General features: G+C 70.6%; 12 protein-coding genes. 4 read left to right on the forward strand and 8 right to left on the reverse strand.

Features of this window, described 5'->3' with window-relative positions:
• Positions 1-3: 3 nt before the first annotated feature.
• The 3 genes from zwf to GXY85_06400 all read right to left on the reverse strand — a co-directional run bounded on the left by zwf (position 4) and on the right by GXY85_06400 (position 3,872).
• Positions 4-1,542 carry a glucose-6-phosphate dehydrogenase gene (gene zwf, locus GXY85_06390; protein NLW50458.1) on the reverse strand — a complete coding sequence of 513 codons (1,539 nt, stop codon included), beginning with the start codon at positions 1,540-1,542 and terminating at the stop codon, positions 4-6.
• A gap of 72 nt (positions 1,543-1,614) precedes the next feature.
• Positions 1,615-2,430, reverse strand: a complete 816-nt coding sequence (locus tag GXY85_06395; GenBank protein NLW50459.1) for a sugar phosphate isomerase/epimerase — start codon at positions 2,428-2,430, stop codon at positions 1,615-1,617.
• 23 nt (positions 2,431-2,453) lie between these two features.
• On the reverse strand, positions 2,454-3,872 hold the full coding sequence (locus tag GXY85_06400) for a hypothetical protein (GenBank protein ID NLW50460.1): 1,419 nt from the start codon (positions 3,870-3,872) through the stop codon (positions 2,454-2,456).
• A 141-nt stretch (positions 3,873-4,013) separates the two neighbouring features.
• Between GXY85_06400 and GXY85_06405 the strand changes: the two genes are divergently transcribed.
• Positions 4,014-4,493, forward strand: a complete 480-nt coding sequence (locus GXY85_06405) for a pyridoxamine 5'-phosphate oxidase family protein (protein ID NLW50461.1) — start codon at positions 4,014-4,016, stop codon at positions 4,491-4,493.
• A 39-nt stretch (positions 4,494-4,532) separates the two neighbouring features.
• Complete coding sequence (locus GXY85_06410; GenBank protein NLW50462.1) at positions 4,533-4,958, forward strand: EamA family transporter; 426 nt, start codon at positions 4,533-4,535, stop codon at positions 4,956-4,958.
• 13 nt (positions 4,959-4,971) lie between these two features.
• On the opposite strand, the gene GXY85_06415 is transcribed toward GXY85_06410, so the two are convergent.
• The 3 genes from GXY85_06415 to GXY85_06425 are packed head-to-tail and all read right to left on the reverse strand — an operon-like array spanning position 4,972 to position 8,466.
• On the reverse strand, positions 4,972-6,324 hold the full coding sequence (locus GXY85_06415; protein ID NLW50463.1) for a patatin-like phospholipase family protein: 1,353 nt from the start codon (positions 6,322-6,324) through the stop codon (positions 4,972-4,974).
• 14 nt (positions 6,325-6,338) lie between these two features.
• Positions 6,339-7,637, reverse strand: coding sequence for an acetylxylan esterase (locus GXY85_06420; protein NLW50464.1), 1,299 nt, complete (start codon positions 7,635-7,637; stop codon positions 6,339-6,341).
• A gap of 46 nt (positions 7,638-7,683) precedes the next feature.
• Entirely contained in the window at positions 7,684-8,466 is a 783-nt protein-coding gene (locus tag GXY85_06425) for a sugar phosphate isomerase/epimerase (GenBank protein ID NLW50465.1), read from the reverse strand.
• Between the two features lie 384 nt (positions 8,467-8,850).
• On the opposite strand from GXY85_06425, the gene GXY85_06430 reads away from it, so the two are divergent.
• Both GXY85_06430 and GXY85_06435 read left to right on the forward strand, forming a co-directional pair.
• The gene (locus GXY85_06430) at positions 8,851-10,362 is read left to right on the forward strand and encodes an amidohydrolase (GenBank protein ID NLW50466.1); all 1,512 of its coding nucleotides are present in this window, start codon (positions 8,851-8,853) and stop codon (positions 10,360-10,362) included.
• Positions 10,363-10,963: 601 nt separating this feature from the next.
• Positions 10,964-11,797 carry a carbon-nitrogen hydrolase family protein gene (locus GXY85_06435; protein NLW50467.1) on the forward strand — a complete coding sequence of 278 codons (834 nt, stop codon included), beginning with the start codon at positions 10,964-10,966 and terminating at the stop codon, positions 11,795-11,797.
• 18 nt (positions 11,798-11,815) lie between these two features.
• Here GXY85_06435 and GXY85_06440 read toward each other — a convergent pair whose 3' ends face one another.
• Both GXY85_06440 and GXY85_06445 read right to left on the reverse strand, forming a co-directional pair.
• Entirely contained in the window at positions 11,816-13,642 is a 1,827-nt protein-coding gene (locus tag GXY85_06440; protein ID NLW50468.1) for an ABC transporter ATP-binding protein, read from the reverse strand.
• Between the two features lie 131 nt (positions 13,643-13,773).
• On the reverse strand, positions 13,774-15,234 hold the full coding sequence (locus tag GXY85_06445; protein ID NLW50469.1) for an alkaline phosphatase: 1,461 nt from the start codon (positions 15,232-15,234) through the stop codon (positions 13,774-13,776).
• Positions 15,235-15,390: the final 156 nt, after the last annotated feature.

A 15,390-nucleotide genomic window follows, 5' to 3' on the forward strand; every position in this document is an offset into this window, starting at 1 on the left:
CTCTCAAACGCCGCGAGCCCCGGGGGCTCTGGAGTAGTCCGTATCCTCGCGAAAGAACACCCCCGGCGTAACCGGCCCCCACGTGCCGGGGGCGTAGTTGGGGAACGCCGGGGCCTCCGCCTCCCAGGCGTCCAGGATGCCGCCGGCGAACTGCCATGCCAGCTCCACCTCGTCGCGCCGGGCGAACAGGGCCGAATTGCCCGCCATCACGTCCAGAAGCAGGCGCTCGTAAGCCTCCGGAGAGCCGGCGGGAGACGCGCTTCCGTACGGAAAATCCATTTTGACGTTCCGCAGGGCGGGTGTGAGCCCGGGCACTTTCGTGGCAAAACGCAGGGAGACGCCCTCGTCGGGCTGCACGCGCAAGGTGAGGCGATTCGGCTGCAGCTCGACGCCCTCGACGGCCCGGAAGAGGATGGGAGGGACTTCCTTGAACTCGACGGCCACCTCGGCCAGGCTCTCGGCCAGACGCTTGCCCGCGCAGAGGTAGATCGGCACGCCCGCCCAGCGCCAGTTGTCCACGTGAGTGCGGATGCCCACGAACGTCTCGGTCGTTGAATCCTCGGCAACCCCCTCCTCCTCGCGATAGGCGGGAACGGGGCGGCCGTCCACGGTCCCGCCGCCGTACTGGCCGCGGACCGCCGACCTTCTGACCTCGGGGCCTTCCAGGCGCCGCAGGCAGCGCAGGACCTTCGCCTTCTCGTCCCGCACAGCCTCGGCCGTCAGCGCGGCCGGCGGCTCCATGGTCACCAGCGTCAGGAGCTGCAGCACGTGGTTCTGGAGGATGTCGCGCAGGAGGCCGACCGAATCGAACGATCCCCCCCGCCCCTCCATGCCCAGGGCCTCGGCGACCGTCACCCGGATGGCGCGCACGGTCTGCGCGTTCCACACGTGCTCGAAGACGCTGTTGGCGAAGCGCAGGACGCTGATGCTCTGGACGGTCTCCTTGCCCAGGTAGTGGTCCATCCGGAAGGTCTGGGACTCGTCCAGGAGACGGTCGATGTGGGCGTTGAGCGCCCGGGCCGACTCCAGGTCGCGCCCGAACGGCTTCTCGAAGACAACGCGCAGGTAGCAGGCGTCGTCCTGCTCGCACGGACGGCGGCGCTCCAGGTTGCCGGAGGCCGAGAGCGCCTCCAGCGCCGGCACGACGACGTGCGGGGGCACCGAGAGGTAGAAGATGCGGTTCCCGCGCGTGCCGCACCGCTCGTCGACGCCCGCCAGCGTCGCGCGCAGCCGCGCGTGGTCGGCGGCGTCGCCGTAGTCGCCCTGCACGTAGAACGTCCGTGCGCCCAGCGCCTCCCAGACGCCGGCGTCCACGGGCCGGGTGCGGGAGAATCGCTCGACCCCCTCCCGCAGCCGGCTGCGGAACTGCTGGTCGGTCATCGCCGAGCGGCCGTACCCGACAACCGCCGAGCGCTCCGGAAGCAGCCCCTCGCGCGCGAGGTTGTAGAGGGCGGGCACGAGCTTGCGGCGCGTCAGGTCGCCGCTGCCCCCGAGGATCACGAAGACGCCCGGCTCGGGCTTCGCGGGCGATGTCTCGAACATGGCTGACCCTTCTCAATCGCGCTGCCGGCCATCATAGCGGCGCCCCCGGCGGTTGTCCACGCGCCGGCCGCCTCAGTAGCCCATCGCCTGCCGCACGTAGTCGCGGCTCATCCGCAGCGACTCCCGCAGCGGGCGCGTCGGCTCGAAATCCGCCTCGTGGGCCAGTTCGACGACGACGTCGCCCTCGAAGCCGGCCGCGCGCAGCGCCTCGGCGATGCGCGTGTGATCGGTGGCGCCCTCCCCCATCGCCTCGGGCCAGCGGCCGTCGGCCTGCTGGTCGCGCACGTGCACGAACACGATGCGGCCCGCATGCCGCCGGATGAACTCGACGGGGTCGACACCCGCGCGCAGCAGCCAGTTGAGGTCGGGGCCCAGCTTCACCTCGGGCACGCGCGCGATGGTTCCGCCCAGGTCGTGCTCGCCGTTCTCGACCTCGTAGGTGTGGTTGTGCAGGTTCAGCACCACCCCGTGCGCCTCGCAGAGCGGGATGAGTTGCCTGAGCAGCTCGGCCTGCGCGTCGAGTTGTTCCTCGCTCTTCGGCTCCCGCGTGCGGCCGACCGACGTGCCCAGGGTGCGCCCGCCGACGGCCTGCAAGCGCGGCAGCAGCGCCCGGGCTGCGGCCAGTATCTCCTCGTGCTGCGCGCGGTCCCACAGGGCGCCGCCCCAGGACGTCCCGATGACGGCGAGCGAATGCCGCTCGGACAACGCGCGCACGCGTTCCGCGGCGGCATCGTCCGCCAGGGCATCCGGCATCAGCTCGATGCCCTCGAAACCGGCCGCACTCATGTCCGCGAAGATCTCGTCCAGTATGGGCGATATGGTCCGCGGCTGCCTCCGGGCGGCATAGACCCACGGGTGCGCGCCAACAGTCACCGTTCGCGACGTCATCGATTCTCCCTCCGTCCGTGCCCTCAGAACGAAAGCAACAGGTGCCAGATGTACGAATACGCCAGTGCGTCCACGTCCTCCCAGACGCGCCGGACCAGATCGGGGTTCGAGACCTCGGGCGGCAGTTCGGACCGCTTCTCCTCCCACGGGATGCAGACGCCGGGCGGCGTCCGGGTCGGGCGGGCGCCCGGCAACGGCCCGGGACCGTCGCTCGGCCCCGGCGCCGGCGGCAGGGGGCCGGGAGTCCCGTAGATGCCGTGCTGCCGGGTGAACTCCGTCATGGCGCGCACGTTCTCCACGCGCGCGGCATTCTGAATGATGGCGCTGGCGTCCATGATGTAGCCGCCGTCGGCCGCCACGCCCTCGATGACCTCACGGCAGCGCTCTCGGACCTGCTCCGGGGTGCCCACGGCGAGCAGGTAGTTCGGGATGCCGCCGCTGAGGCAGAACTTGCGGCCCAGCACGCGATGGACCTCGAAGATGTCGCCCCGGTCGACGTGGTAGATGATGCTGCGGTCGGGCAGTTCGGCGAACGAGTCCAGGTGCGCGTTCCAGTCGCCCTCGGCGTAGAACAGCACCTGCCGGCCCTGCGCCCAGATGGCCTCGACGATGGGCTTCAGGGTTGCCCAGTAGATCGTGCGGAACGTCTCCGGCGAGAAGAACGGCACGCCGCCGCGGTGCATCCAGATGGCGATGGGCACTGTGCGGTCCGGATCGGCGCCCGAAAGCGCCATGTGCAGCAGGTGCGGCATGAGCGCCCGGCAGGCCTCCAGCACCGTCTCGGGCCGCTCCAGAACGTCCATGCACAGGCCCACGTAGCCGCGCAGCTTGTCGGCCAGGATGTCGAACGGCGCCTTCAGAAGCCCCGAGATCGCCGAGACGGTGCCGCTCTCCCGCCGCAGCCGCTCGGCCTGGCCGGGGAAGGCGCCGAAGTAGGACAGCATGGCCATGCCGCCTTTGAGAAACGACAGGTGGCTGCGCGCTGTGGCCGGCCGGCCCGGTGCGACCACGTCGCCGGCAACGCGCGGCAGCCAGACGTTGAGCAGGAAGCCGGTCGGGTCCTCGATCAGGTGATCGTAATCCTCCGGCCGCATGAAGGCGTCGTCCTCGGACGGCTCCCGGTACTGAAAGCCGGTGTCGGGCGGGATATCCACGCCGGGCACGCCGTAGTACTTGAGCCCGATCGCCTGGGTCAGCCCCGTCCATACGTAGACCATGTTGCCGACGACGGCGTCCCAGTCGAAGTCGGCCGCGCACCGGCGCACGGCGGCAAACGCTTTCTCGTAGTCGTGCGTCACCTCCTGGCAGGTGTAGCCCGCGTAGGCCGCCGTGAACTCGGCCGCAAAGGGGCGGATCGGCACGCAGTCCGGCCGCCCGTTCCGCATGGCGGTGACGTAGCGCTGCAGCCGCTGCGCGTAGACCTGCTCGGTGTCCGAAGCCATCGTTCGCTCCTCCGTTCAGACGCCGGCACCATACCGCCGGGCACGGGGACGCGCAAGCTCCGGCGCCGGATCCTGCCCGCGTTTGACTCCGCGCCGGGTCGAGGCTACGATCGTGATCCTACTCTCAGGTCGGGAATCCCCATGGGCACAAACGAATGCACCGATGGCCGCACCGAGATGGAGGGCATCCTCCGACGGGAGAGCTGGGGCTGTCTGGGCCTCAGCTCGGACGCAGGCCCGTACGTCGTCCCCCTCAACTACGCCTACGTGGACGGCCGGATACTGATCCACTGCGCCCTGGAGGGCCGCAAGCTCGACTGCATCCGGGCCGACCCCCGCGTCTGCTTCGTTGTCGCGCGGCAGGAGAGCACGGTCCGCGATCACGGAGGCTCCCGGTGCCATCTGGACTGCGACAGCGTCCTGTGCACCGGCACGGCGCGCATCGTTGAGGACCTGCACGAACGCGCCGACGCGCTCAACGCGTTCAACCGCGCGTTCAAGCCCGGCGCCGACGATCTGGCGCCGGACCGGGTGCGCGCTTGCGCAGTGATCGAAATCACCGTGGCGGGCATGACGGGCCGCCGGGAACGCGCCGGCAAGCGCGTGCGCTGGGCCTCCTGACCCGTTGCACAACCCCCACAGACACCGGAGGGAGACTTTATGAAGCCTCAGTTGTTCGCATTGATGACGGCCATGGCCTGGGGCATCGGCAGCTACTTCGAGAAGAAGGGCCTGCACGAGGGCAACCTGTCCCCCCAGGTCGGCATCACGATCCGCACGGTCTCCGCCCTGGTCATCCTGGCGATCGTGAGCTTCCCGCAGTGGAAGAGCATCCCGGAGGCCGGCACGCGGCCGCTGCTGTACATGATCGTGGGAGGCGGCCTGCTGGCCGGCTCGATCGGCATGCTCTGCTTCTACGCCGCCGTTAAGGGCGCGCCGCTCGGCAAGGTCATGCCCATCGCCTTCACCTCGCCCCTGTTCGGCGCGATGATGGCCGTCGCATTCGGCGGCGAGCCGCTCTCGGCCCGCACCGGCCTGGGCATGCTGCTCACCGTCGGCGGCATCATCCTGCTGACGCTCGGCTGAGCCGGCGGCCGCGTCACGACTCGGCGTCCAGCTCGGCGAGCAGTTCGCGAAACGCTTCCGAATCGGCCAGGATCTGCGCCCCAGCCCGGATCAGGCGGTCCACCATCTCGTCCGGGAGCGCGAGCGAAGCCGGCAGTTGCTGCAGGCAACGGCGCTCCTCCTCGTCCTGCATCCGGTCGAAACCGACTTCGATGACGTGGAACCGGACGGCGTCGGGCCGCCCCTCGATCTCCCGGGCCAGGTCCTCGCACCGTTCGCGCAGCAGCGCCGCCGATTCGAACGTGTAGTTGTTCATCATGCCCAGGATCGCCGCCCGCCCCACCTGGACCTCGTCCGGCGTGTCCGCCCGCTTGTCCCACTCGATGCCGGGCTCGTATCGCGCGTTCACGATGATGACCACGACGCGTTTGATCTCGCCGGCGTCCAACATCCGGCGGACGCCCCGGTCGCCGTCGGTGGTGGTCAGGGCATGCAGCACGGCCCGCACTCCCAGATTGTCCGACACGCCGCCGTCGAGCAGGTGGACGTTCGGGCGCCGCGCCAGGTCCGCAAACGAGCGAGCCTGGGCGGCCATCCGGTAACGCCGGGAGGCGGCATCCCGGTCCCTCAGGCTCGCCGCCACCCACGCAGGCTCCACGAAGTCGGCGCCCCGCTTGTGATTCCGCAGCGTGATGGGGCTGAACAGCAGCGGAACGGCCGACGACGCGGCGACCGCGCGCGCGATGGGCACCTGCGAGAGGTCCGAGTAGAGCAGGTCGAACCGGTCCTGTGTGAACTCGAACGGCAGCCCGAACGTCATGTCCGTAGCGTTGAGGATCACGAACGGGCGCCGGCCCGCCGCCACCAGATCGCCGAACACCGCGCCGTCGAACACGTGCCGGTCGTAGCACTCGGCCGCCATGTCCGTGCGGCTGAACCAGAGCGAACCGCGGCGCCACCACGTCCAGGGCGCCAGCATGCGCAGCATGAGCGCCGCCTGGAAGTCGTGCCGGAGGAACTTCTCCTCGAACGTTTCGAACAGCCCCTCCCCGTTCAAGGCGTAGTATGCCGCCACGAAGCTGCCGCCGGACACAGATGAGATCACGTCGACTTCGTCCAACAGCCGCCGGGGCTCGCCGTCGACACGCACCTGCGTGCCCCGAAGCTGCTTCATAACGCCGTAGGCCAGAGCGGCGGCTCGCGTGCCGCCCCCGGAGAACGTCAGGATCACGAACAGACCGTCGGAGTTGCCGGGCGAGGCGCAGTTGCAGAAGCGATAGCCCGCCTCAGGTTCGAAGCTTCCGAGCGGCGGGTTGACCGGGTAGTGCGCGCAGCCGGCCAGCAGCGCCAGGACGACGAGCGCAGGCGCCAGGCGACGGACCTGCACGGGGACCTCCCCTGTCAGCGGGTCATCTCGCGCGGGATGAACTCCTGCGAGGCCTTCTGCCAACCCGGCCCGGCCGCGTGCCCCGTGAGCGGGTCGAGCGTGACCTGCTTCGGGCACGTCATCACGTTGCAGGCGGCGCAGACCGACGAAGCCGGGCAGGTCAGGTCCAGCAGTCCAGCACCGACGAGAGTCGGAGCGGTGATCCTGCGGGCGAAGTTGACGGCATCGAAGTAGCGTGCCGCTTCGAGCTGGGCCGGGTCGGCCACGCCGCTTGCCCGGTCCACGCTCACGAGCCGCGGCCAGCCCGCCGCATGATGCGGCGAGACGGGGGCGGTGTGGTCGCACATGGCGGGGACGCATGCGCAGACGGCGCTCACCTGCGGACAGAGGCCGCCGGCCACGAGGGCCTGCCCTCCGCCCTGGCTGCTGCCGTACACGATCAGATGCTTGCCGTCCCAGTCCGGGTGCGACGCAACGAACTCGACCGCGCGCACACAGCGCAGGTACATGCCCAGGAAGTAGCTGGTCTCGCGGCTGTCGCGGCCCTGGTGCGGATAGCCGCGCAACGGGCCTTCGCCCATCTGGCGGTAGTACTCGGGCGGCTGCTCGTTGAGGATCGAATGCGCGTTGATGCTGAAGACGAGCATCGGCCCCTGCCAGTGCGCGCGCCCGGCCGCCCATTCCTTGCTGATGGGCGCAACGCCGGCCGACCGGAAGCAGACGAGCGCGGGGAAGGGACCCTCGCCCTTCGGACGCGCCAGGTAGCCGTAGACGTGCTGCCCGCCGACCGAGTCGAGGCGCACGTTCCAGACGTCCGCCCGGTCCGTGGGGCTTTCCAGCGGCTCCACGACGGCGTTCATCGGCACGTCGGCCAGCCGCGCCACCTGCGCCCGCCAGAACGCGTCGAAGTCGTCCGGCGGCGGCATGGAGGGTTCGATGCGCTCGGGACTGAAGGCGGCACCGCCTGTGGCGCGCACAGCCGGCTCCCCGTCGCGTTCCCACGTCGCACGCACGCAGAGGACGCACGGCACGTCGCGCCCGGCCGTCACCTCCGCCCGGCCGTCGACGACTTCGACCGTCCGGGCCTCCGAGGTGCGGAAGCCGTCCGTCGACAACTCGCACCGCAGAGGAGCCGCCGGCACCGGCCGCCCGCCGTCGGTCAACTCGAAGGCGAACGTCGCCGCCTCGCCCGCCACGTAGACGCCGTCGGGCCGGTCGGTCACGATGCGGAGCTGCGTCGCGGACTCCTCGCCGGCGAACGCAGCCGAGCCACAGAGCAGAATCGCCGCCACCAGTCCCAGCCTCCACGCCATCGCCCGCCCCTTCCCTGGAGGACACGCCGGCGAGTTGAACGGACGCCTACGCCTCGTAACCCCGCATCGTGGCCAGTTCGGCGGCCAGGTAGTCCTCGTGCGGGCCGCGGTTGATCCACTCCCCGCTCAGGTAGCCGTCGTAGCCCAGGCCCTGCAGCAGCTCGACCGCGCGCCGGTGGTCGATGTCACCCTGGCCGATCAGGCACAGCCCCTCTCCGGGCTTGCCGTCGTGGAAGTGCACGTGGCGGATCCAGGGCTTCAGGATCTCGAACGCCTCGTCCATCGTCGCCCCGCCGCGGCGCACCGGGTGCATGATGTCCCAGTTGACGGCGATGGCCGGGTCGTCGACCTTCTGCATAACGGCAGCCACGTGGTGGGGGTCGCACCAGTCGTCGTGCGTCTCCATGCAGACGGCGACCCCCCGTTCGCGCGCGCGCCCGGCCAGCCGGCCGAGGGCCTCGGCCACCTGTTCGACGGCCGCCTCGCGCGCGGTACCCTCGGGGAGCTGACCTCCGAACACACGGATGCAGCCGGCACCCACGTCGGCGGCCAGGTCGATGCACTGCAGGGCCTGCTGCACGAGTCCCTCGCGGATGGCGGGGTCGGCGAAGCGGCAGGACGTGGCCACGCAGCAGATGGGCACGCCCGTGGCGCGCACGGCGTCGCAGGCGGCCGTGCGCTGCTCGGGCGTGGCGTCGGGTTCCAGGCCGTGCTTGTGGCCGGCGCTCACGCGCACCTCGATGCCGTCGTAGCCCAGCTCGCGCGCCAGGGCCAGCACGGGCGCCAGCTCCATCTCGGGCGTCGAGAACGTCATGAATGCATACTTCATGGTGCACCTCTCCGTAGAAGGCGGTCAGCGGCATTATGCCGGGAACCCGCCCGCGCCGCAAGTCGGAAGGCCATGCTCAACCCCCCGGATTTCGGTCTGCTCCGCACCGGCGGCCCCACGCGCGTGAGTTCCGGGCGGGCAACAGCGGCCCTTCGGAGTCGGCGCTTCGGCGACGTAACGCCTGGATCTGCCTCAGCATGCCGTCCTTCGCGGCTTCGCGCCTTTGCGTGAGACATTGCCGTTGCCTTGCCGGCAGCGCCCCGGTGTCAGGCGGCCCGCGCTCCGGGGACTCGCATTCGCGGAACGGCCCTGCTATCCTGGCCCGCCGGTCGGTGCGATGACGGCCGCTCAGTCGGGAAAGGGAGTGCGGCGATGGAGAACGGGATGACCGCACGGCTGTACACCGCCGAACGCATCTGGACGATGGACGCACACCGGCCCTACGTGCGCCACATGGCCGTCGAGAACGGCCGGATACTGGCCGTCGGCGATGAGGCCCGGGCGCTGGGCTGCCCGGAGGCAGTGGACCTGGGCGGCGCCGCCGTCCTGCCGGGCTTCATCGACGCGCACGTGCACTTCGGCGATCTGGCACGGGCGAAGTACGAACTGGACCTGAGCGAGGCGCGCTCGGCCGAGGACGTCCTGGCGCGGCTGCAGAAGCACGCCGCGACGCTGACGCCCGGCGAGTGGCTGTTCGGCCGACGCTGGGACGAGAGCAAGTGGCCCGAGAGGCGCTACCTGACCCGCGACGACCTGGACCGCGCGCTGCCGAACGTGCCGGTCGTGCTGCGGCGCGTCTGCGGGCACCTCTGGGTGGCCAACACGTGTGCGCTCGAACGGGCGCAGGTGCCCGCCGACACACCCGGACTCGACGCCGCGAACGGCTGGCTGCGCGAGGGCGCCACCGACGGTCTGAAGCGCTACCGCGAGCCGACCCCCGAGCGGCTTGCCCAGGCCATCGGCTACGCCTCCGATTCCGTGCTGAGGCTGGGCATCACGTCGGTGCACGACCAGTGGTCCGAGCTGCGCCCGCTCTGGGAAGCGCCCGCCGGCGCTCTGCGCGTGAAGGTGCGCGTGGGCCTGCCGGACACCCGGCTGGCCGCCGCCTGCGAGCTGGGGCTGCCCACGGGCCTCGGCAGCCGATTCGTTTGCATGGGCGGCATCAAGGTGTTCGCCGACGGCTCGGTGGGCGCGCGAACTGCCGCCCTGCGCGAGCCGTACGCAGACGACCCCTCGACGGCCGGCGGCCTGGTGTGCACGCCCGAGGCGCTGGGCGAACGCGTGCGCGCCGCCCACCAACACGGGCTGCAACTGGCCGTGCACGCCATCGGCGACCGCGCGGTGGACGTGGTGGTGGACGCCCTGCGCCGCGCCATCGAGTCCGCGCCGGACCGGGACCACCGGCACCGGATCGAGCACTGCGAACTGCCCGACAGGGCCGCCGTGGACGCCCTGGCGGCGCTGGGCGTCATCGCCTCGGTCCAGCCGAACTTCATCGGCGAATGGGGCCGGGCCGGCGGCATGTACGAAGAGCGCCTCGGACCCGACCGCTGGATGCGCATGAACCCGCTGGGCACGCTCGTGCGCGCGGGGGTGCGGCTGGCGTTCGGGTCGGACGGCATGCCGATCGGCCCGCTGTACGGCATCTGGTCGGCAACGCAGCATCCGGACCCCGCCGAACGCCTGACGGTCGAACAGGCCGTCGCCTGCTACACGGCGGGCAGCGCCTGGGCGGGCTTCGAGGAGGCCGAGAAGGGCCGCCTGCAGCCGGGCTACGCGGCGGACTTCGTGGTGCTCTCGTCCGACCCCGCCCGCGTGCCCGTCGACCGAATACGCGACATCCGCGTTCTGCAGACTTACGTGGACGGCCGGCGCGCCTTCGACGCAACGGGCTGAGGACGCTCGGACCTCGGCCGGGACGGCAGGTGTGGCCACGTCGCAGCCAGGGTAGACTGAGACGACGAGTCCGGTCCTTCCAGGAGCCCCGCACATGACGAACGACAGACCAGCGGACGGGCAGACGTGGGCGCCCCGGGCCGACATCGCGCCGGTCACGGGCCGGACGCGCACCGGCCGGTTCACGACCCGGGCGAACGGCACGCGCACCTGCGCAGGCGGATGGCAGTTCCGTTTCGACGGCATCCGGCCGGGCCGCGGGTACCGCATCCTCACCACGGCGCGGCACAGGGGCCTGCCGAACGCGCGTGACTGCCTGGTGGCCATCGCCCATTGGGGCGACTGGGAGCCCGGCGACGTCCGCCCCCGCCGGCCCTGGAACTACCTGCTGCCCCGCGCGGCGGCGCCCGGCACGATGGAGTTCGAATGCATTGCGAAGGCGCCGAAGGGCGCCACGACGCTGACCGTGCGCCTGGTGTTCCGGTGGGCCGACCGCGGGCAGGCGACGTGGGATCCGCCCTCCATCGCCCAGTCCGACGTGCCCGGCCGCAGGCCGGTCAAGGTCTGCATCGTCAACGAGACGCGCCAGACGCGGGACCGCATGCGCATCCAGGGGTTTTCGCGTGGACTCGGCCTGCCGACGGACGTCGCCGAGGGGGTGGACGTCTACGCGACGCTCGTGCGGGCCGCCTGTCGCAGGAAGGCGCAGCTCATCGTCACGCCGGAAGTCGTCGTCGCCGGGCGCGGCCCGGCCGGCGCCGTGGAGGTGCCGGGGCCGGCGACGGAGCCGTTCCAGCAGATCGCGCGCGACCACGGCGCCCACGTCGTGCTCGGGCTGCGCCGACGCGACGGCGACGCGACGCGCAACAGCGCGGTGCTGATCGGCCCGGAGGGAATTCAGGGCATCTACGACAAGGTGCACCTGGCCATCAGCGAGGGCCTGAACGGCTCGCTGCCCGGCGACTCCTTCCCCGTCTTTGAGACGCCGCACGGCCGCGTCGGCTGCCTGATCTGCATGGACACGACCGTGTGCGAGTCGGCACGCATGACGGCACTGAACGGGGCCGAGTTCATCTGCTTCCCCATCATGGGCGACCTGCGGGCGGACCGCTTCTCCCCCGGCGACCCCGTGTTCAACGAGAGCCGCTGGAAGGCCATCATGCGCACGCGCGCCATCGACAACCAGGTCTGCATGGTGGTCGCGCGCAACGACGTACGGGGGAGCTGCATCATCGACCGCAAGGGCGACCTCCTGGCCTGGAACGAGGGCTACGACGAGTTCACCATGGCCACGGTCGCGCGGGACGACGGCTACCTGGACTGGCTGGGCGGCGACTTCCGGGGGGTCACCTTCCTGCTGCGGCGCCCGCACCTCTACGGCCGCTACGCGGACGAAGACTGCCTTGGCCCGTGCCGTCGCAGGCGGGAGACGTGACGGCGACGCCGCGGCATGTCAGCCCGGCGGGCGGCGGTTGTTGTCCTCGGTCGAGACTCCCAGGCTCTGCATCTCCCAGAGTTCGGCGAACTTGCCGCCCCGCGCGAGCAGCTCCTCCTGGGTGCCCTCCTCGACCAGCCGGCCGCCGTCCAGCACGACGATGCGGTCGGCGATGTCGGTGGTCGACAGCCGGTGGGCGATCAGGATCGTGGTGCGCCCCCGTGCGGCAGCGGCCAGGGCATCCTGAATCGCCTTCTCCGTGATGGTGTCCACGGCCGAGGTGGCCTCGTCGAGAATCAGGACCGCGGGGTCCCGCAAGAGGGCGCGTGCGATGGAGATGCGCTGCTTCTGGCCGACGGAGAGCTTCACGCCGCGCTCGCCGACGACGGCCTGGTAGCCGTCGGGGATCTCACGGATGAACGCGTCGGCACCGGCCTGCTCGGCGGCCCGGTACACGTCCGCCTCGCTGCACTCGGGGCGGCCGTAGGCGATGTTCTCGTGGAGCGTGGTGTTGAACAGAAAGGGCTCCTGCAGCACCATGCCGATGTGCTCGCGGAGGGCGGGCGGGTCGTACCGGCGCACGTCGACACCGTCGATGAGCACGCACCCGCGCTGCACGTCGTAGAAGCGGCAGATCAGGTCCACCAGCGTCGTCTTGCCGACGCCGCTGGGGCCGACCAGCGCCACGGTCTCGCCGGGCCGGATGGTCAGGTCGATGTCGGTCAGGACGGGTTCGGACCGATAGGCGAACCCGACCCCCTGCAGTTCGATGCGGCCCTCGAGCCGCTCGGGACGGATCGCGTCGGGCGCGACGGCGAGTTCGGGGGTCTCGTCCAGGAACTCGAAGATGCGGTCGGCAGCCGCCGTGGAACGGGGCAGCCCGTGGGCAAGCAGCCGGGACAACTCCTGGATCGGCCGGTAGAAGCTGCCCACGTACATCTGGAAGGCGACGAACTCCCCCAGCAGAAGCGTGCCGTTGAGGACCATGCGCCCGCCGGCGATGAAGACGAACAGGAGCCCGAGGCCCGTGAGGACCTGCATGAGCGGGTGGAAGACGGCGAACCGCAGGGCCACGTCCATCGAGGCGTCGTAGTAGTCCTGGGTGCGGTCCTGGAAGCCGGCCGTCTCCTGGCGCTCGCGGGAGAAGGACTTGACCACGCGCACTCCCGATATCCGCTCCTGCACGAACGTGTTCAGATCGGCGATCTTCTGCCGGAACGCCCCGAACCGCGAGTGGAACTCGCGGGTGAAGAACAGGACCGCGGCGAGGATCAACGGCATGGGGATCAGGGTCAGGGCGGCCAGGCGCGCGTTCATCGCGAACAGCAGGCCGGCCACCCCGAGCAGCCTCAGCATCGACGTGACGACCACCTCCACCGAGTGGACCAGCATCGACTCCACGGCCTCGGAGTCATTCACGACGCGCGACATCGTCTCGCCGGTCGGGTGGTCCTCGAAGAACCGGATGGACAGGTCCTGCAGGTGCCTGTAGAGCTGGTTGCGCACGGCCCGCACGATCCGCTGGCCGAGCATCGCGGAGAGATAGTTGTGCAGAGCGCCGGCGAGCGCCGCGCCCAGCAAGGTGCCCACGAACACCGCCGCCAACACCGCATGCAGCCGGTAGCCGGTGCTCGGCAGGGCGTCGTCCACAAACGCCTTGAACAGCCACGGCTGGACCAGCCGCAGCACCTCGGTCAGCACGGCCAGGCCGAGCACGCAGACCATGAGGTACCACCACGGCCGGACGTACCCGAGCAGACGGCCGTACGAACGGAGGATGTCCCCAACGCTCTTCTTCGGCGCGTCTCCCGGGCGGCCCATGTGGCGCATATGATAGTGGCGCACCCGATCCCCTCCGGGGAAGACAGAACTGACCAGTCAGTTCCATTCTCCCATCCGGCCCCCTGCCTGTCAACGCGCGAAACGGCGGCGGACGGCCCCCACGGGCCCTCTCCGTGTCGGCGAGGCCGGCACCTTCAGTCCTGCGGATCGCCGAGCGCATCGAAGATCAGATTCGCCACGTCCGTGTTGTCGACATACGGACCGAAATGCGGGTCGCGTCCGACGACCCGGGCGGCGAAGCCGGCCGCCGCCGTGCCCCGAGCGTAGAGGGGAACGAGCAGCCGGGTGTGGCTGCCGCTGTTCCACGCCATCTCGGGCATCCGACCGATGCCCCGTCCCCCCAGTGGTTCGTAGGCCCAGACCCCCTCGCCGGCCGTCAGGTAGCCGCATTCGTGGTCCGCCGTGACGATCAGCAGCGTCTCTTCCCAGTTGCTGTTCGCCTCGACCCACTCGACGACCGCGGCGGCGGCGTCGTTGAAGTCGCACTGTTCCTCGATCATGCGCCCCGAGAGGTTCGAATGCGAGGCCGAGTCCACGGCCCCGCCTTCCACCATGAGGAACAGGCCGTCCGGTCCGCGCCCCAGCACGTTCAGCGCGGCCCGCGTCATCTCGGCCAGCGTGGGCACGCCCTGGTTGAGTGGCACGACGTAGGGCGCCGCCTCCGGATCTCCGCCGCGCGAACACTGCAGGGTGCCGCCCACCTGCGGGATGCCGATCACGCGCCGCGGTGCCGGCCCGTCCATAAGACGCCGGAACTCCTCGCGGGACTGCACGAGCGTCCATTCGTCGTCGGCGATGCCGTTGTGATCGGCGTCAACCCACTCCCCCGCCGTCGGCCGGCCGTCTCCGTCGGCGTCGTGCCGCACGGGGTCCCAGGCGCCGGCCAGGCCGGCCACCAGGGCGCCCCACAGATCGGCGCCCCCGACGTAGCCGTAGGAGCCCGCCTCCGGCCGCCGCTGCCCGTCGCTGTCATACCAGGGATGCCCGCAGCCCATGATGCAGTCGATGGCGGTCTCCAGGATCATCTCCCGGGCGATCTCCTCGACGTGGTTGCGGCTGCTGCTGTGGGCCGCGAAACCGGCCGGCGTCGCGTGCGAGATCGGCACCGAGGTAACCACGCCGGTGGCCATGCCCAGTTCCTCGCAGAGGGTGAGCACATTGCGGAGCGGCTGGCCCTCGGCGTCGACGCCGATCGCACCGTTCGTGGTCTTGCGGCCGGTGGATAGTGCCGTCGCGGCGGCGGCCGAATCCGTGCATCCCCGTCGGACGTGATCGAAGTCCGCCCAGACGGCTTCCGGGTCATACCCGCTCGGCGCACGGCCGTCGTCCGTGCGGACCAGCGGGTCGGTCTTCATGGCGATGCGGCAGGGAAACGACTCGTAGACGCTGCGTCCCGGCGCTCCGGCGCTGTACAGGCTCGCCGCTTCAACGTGCCGGAACCCGCAGCCGTCGCTGATCAGCACGATCACATTCTTCACGCTGCGGACGGCCGAACGCCCCGCCATCGGTGCGGGCCGCGCGGAGGCGCAGTCGGACACGGAGACAACAAGAACCACCAGCACAAGCACTTTGAACGCCACGGACAACCGCGCCATCCCCGGACTCCCTTCCTCGGGTGAGAACCGCCAGACCGTGCAGAACAGCGAACAACCCAAGGTAGCACAGAAGGCCCGGGCATCCAAGGAGACGGCCGGCAACCCGTACGCCGGGGGCTCCGGAATGCCGCCCCGCTTGACATGGAGCCCGGACCA

This window comes from Candidatus Brocadiaceae bacterium, assembly GCA_012728835.1.
Classification (GTDB): domain Bacteria; phylum Planctomycetota; class Brocadiia; order SM23-32; family SM23-32; genus JAAYEJ01.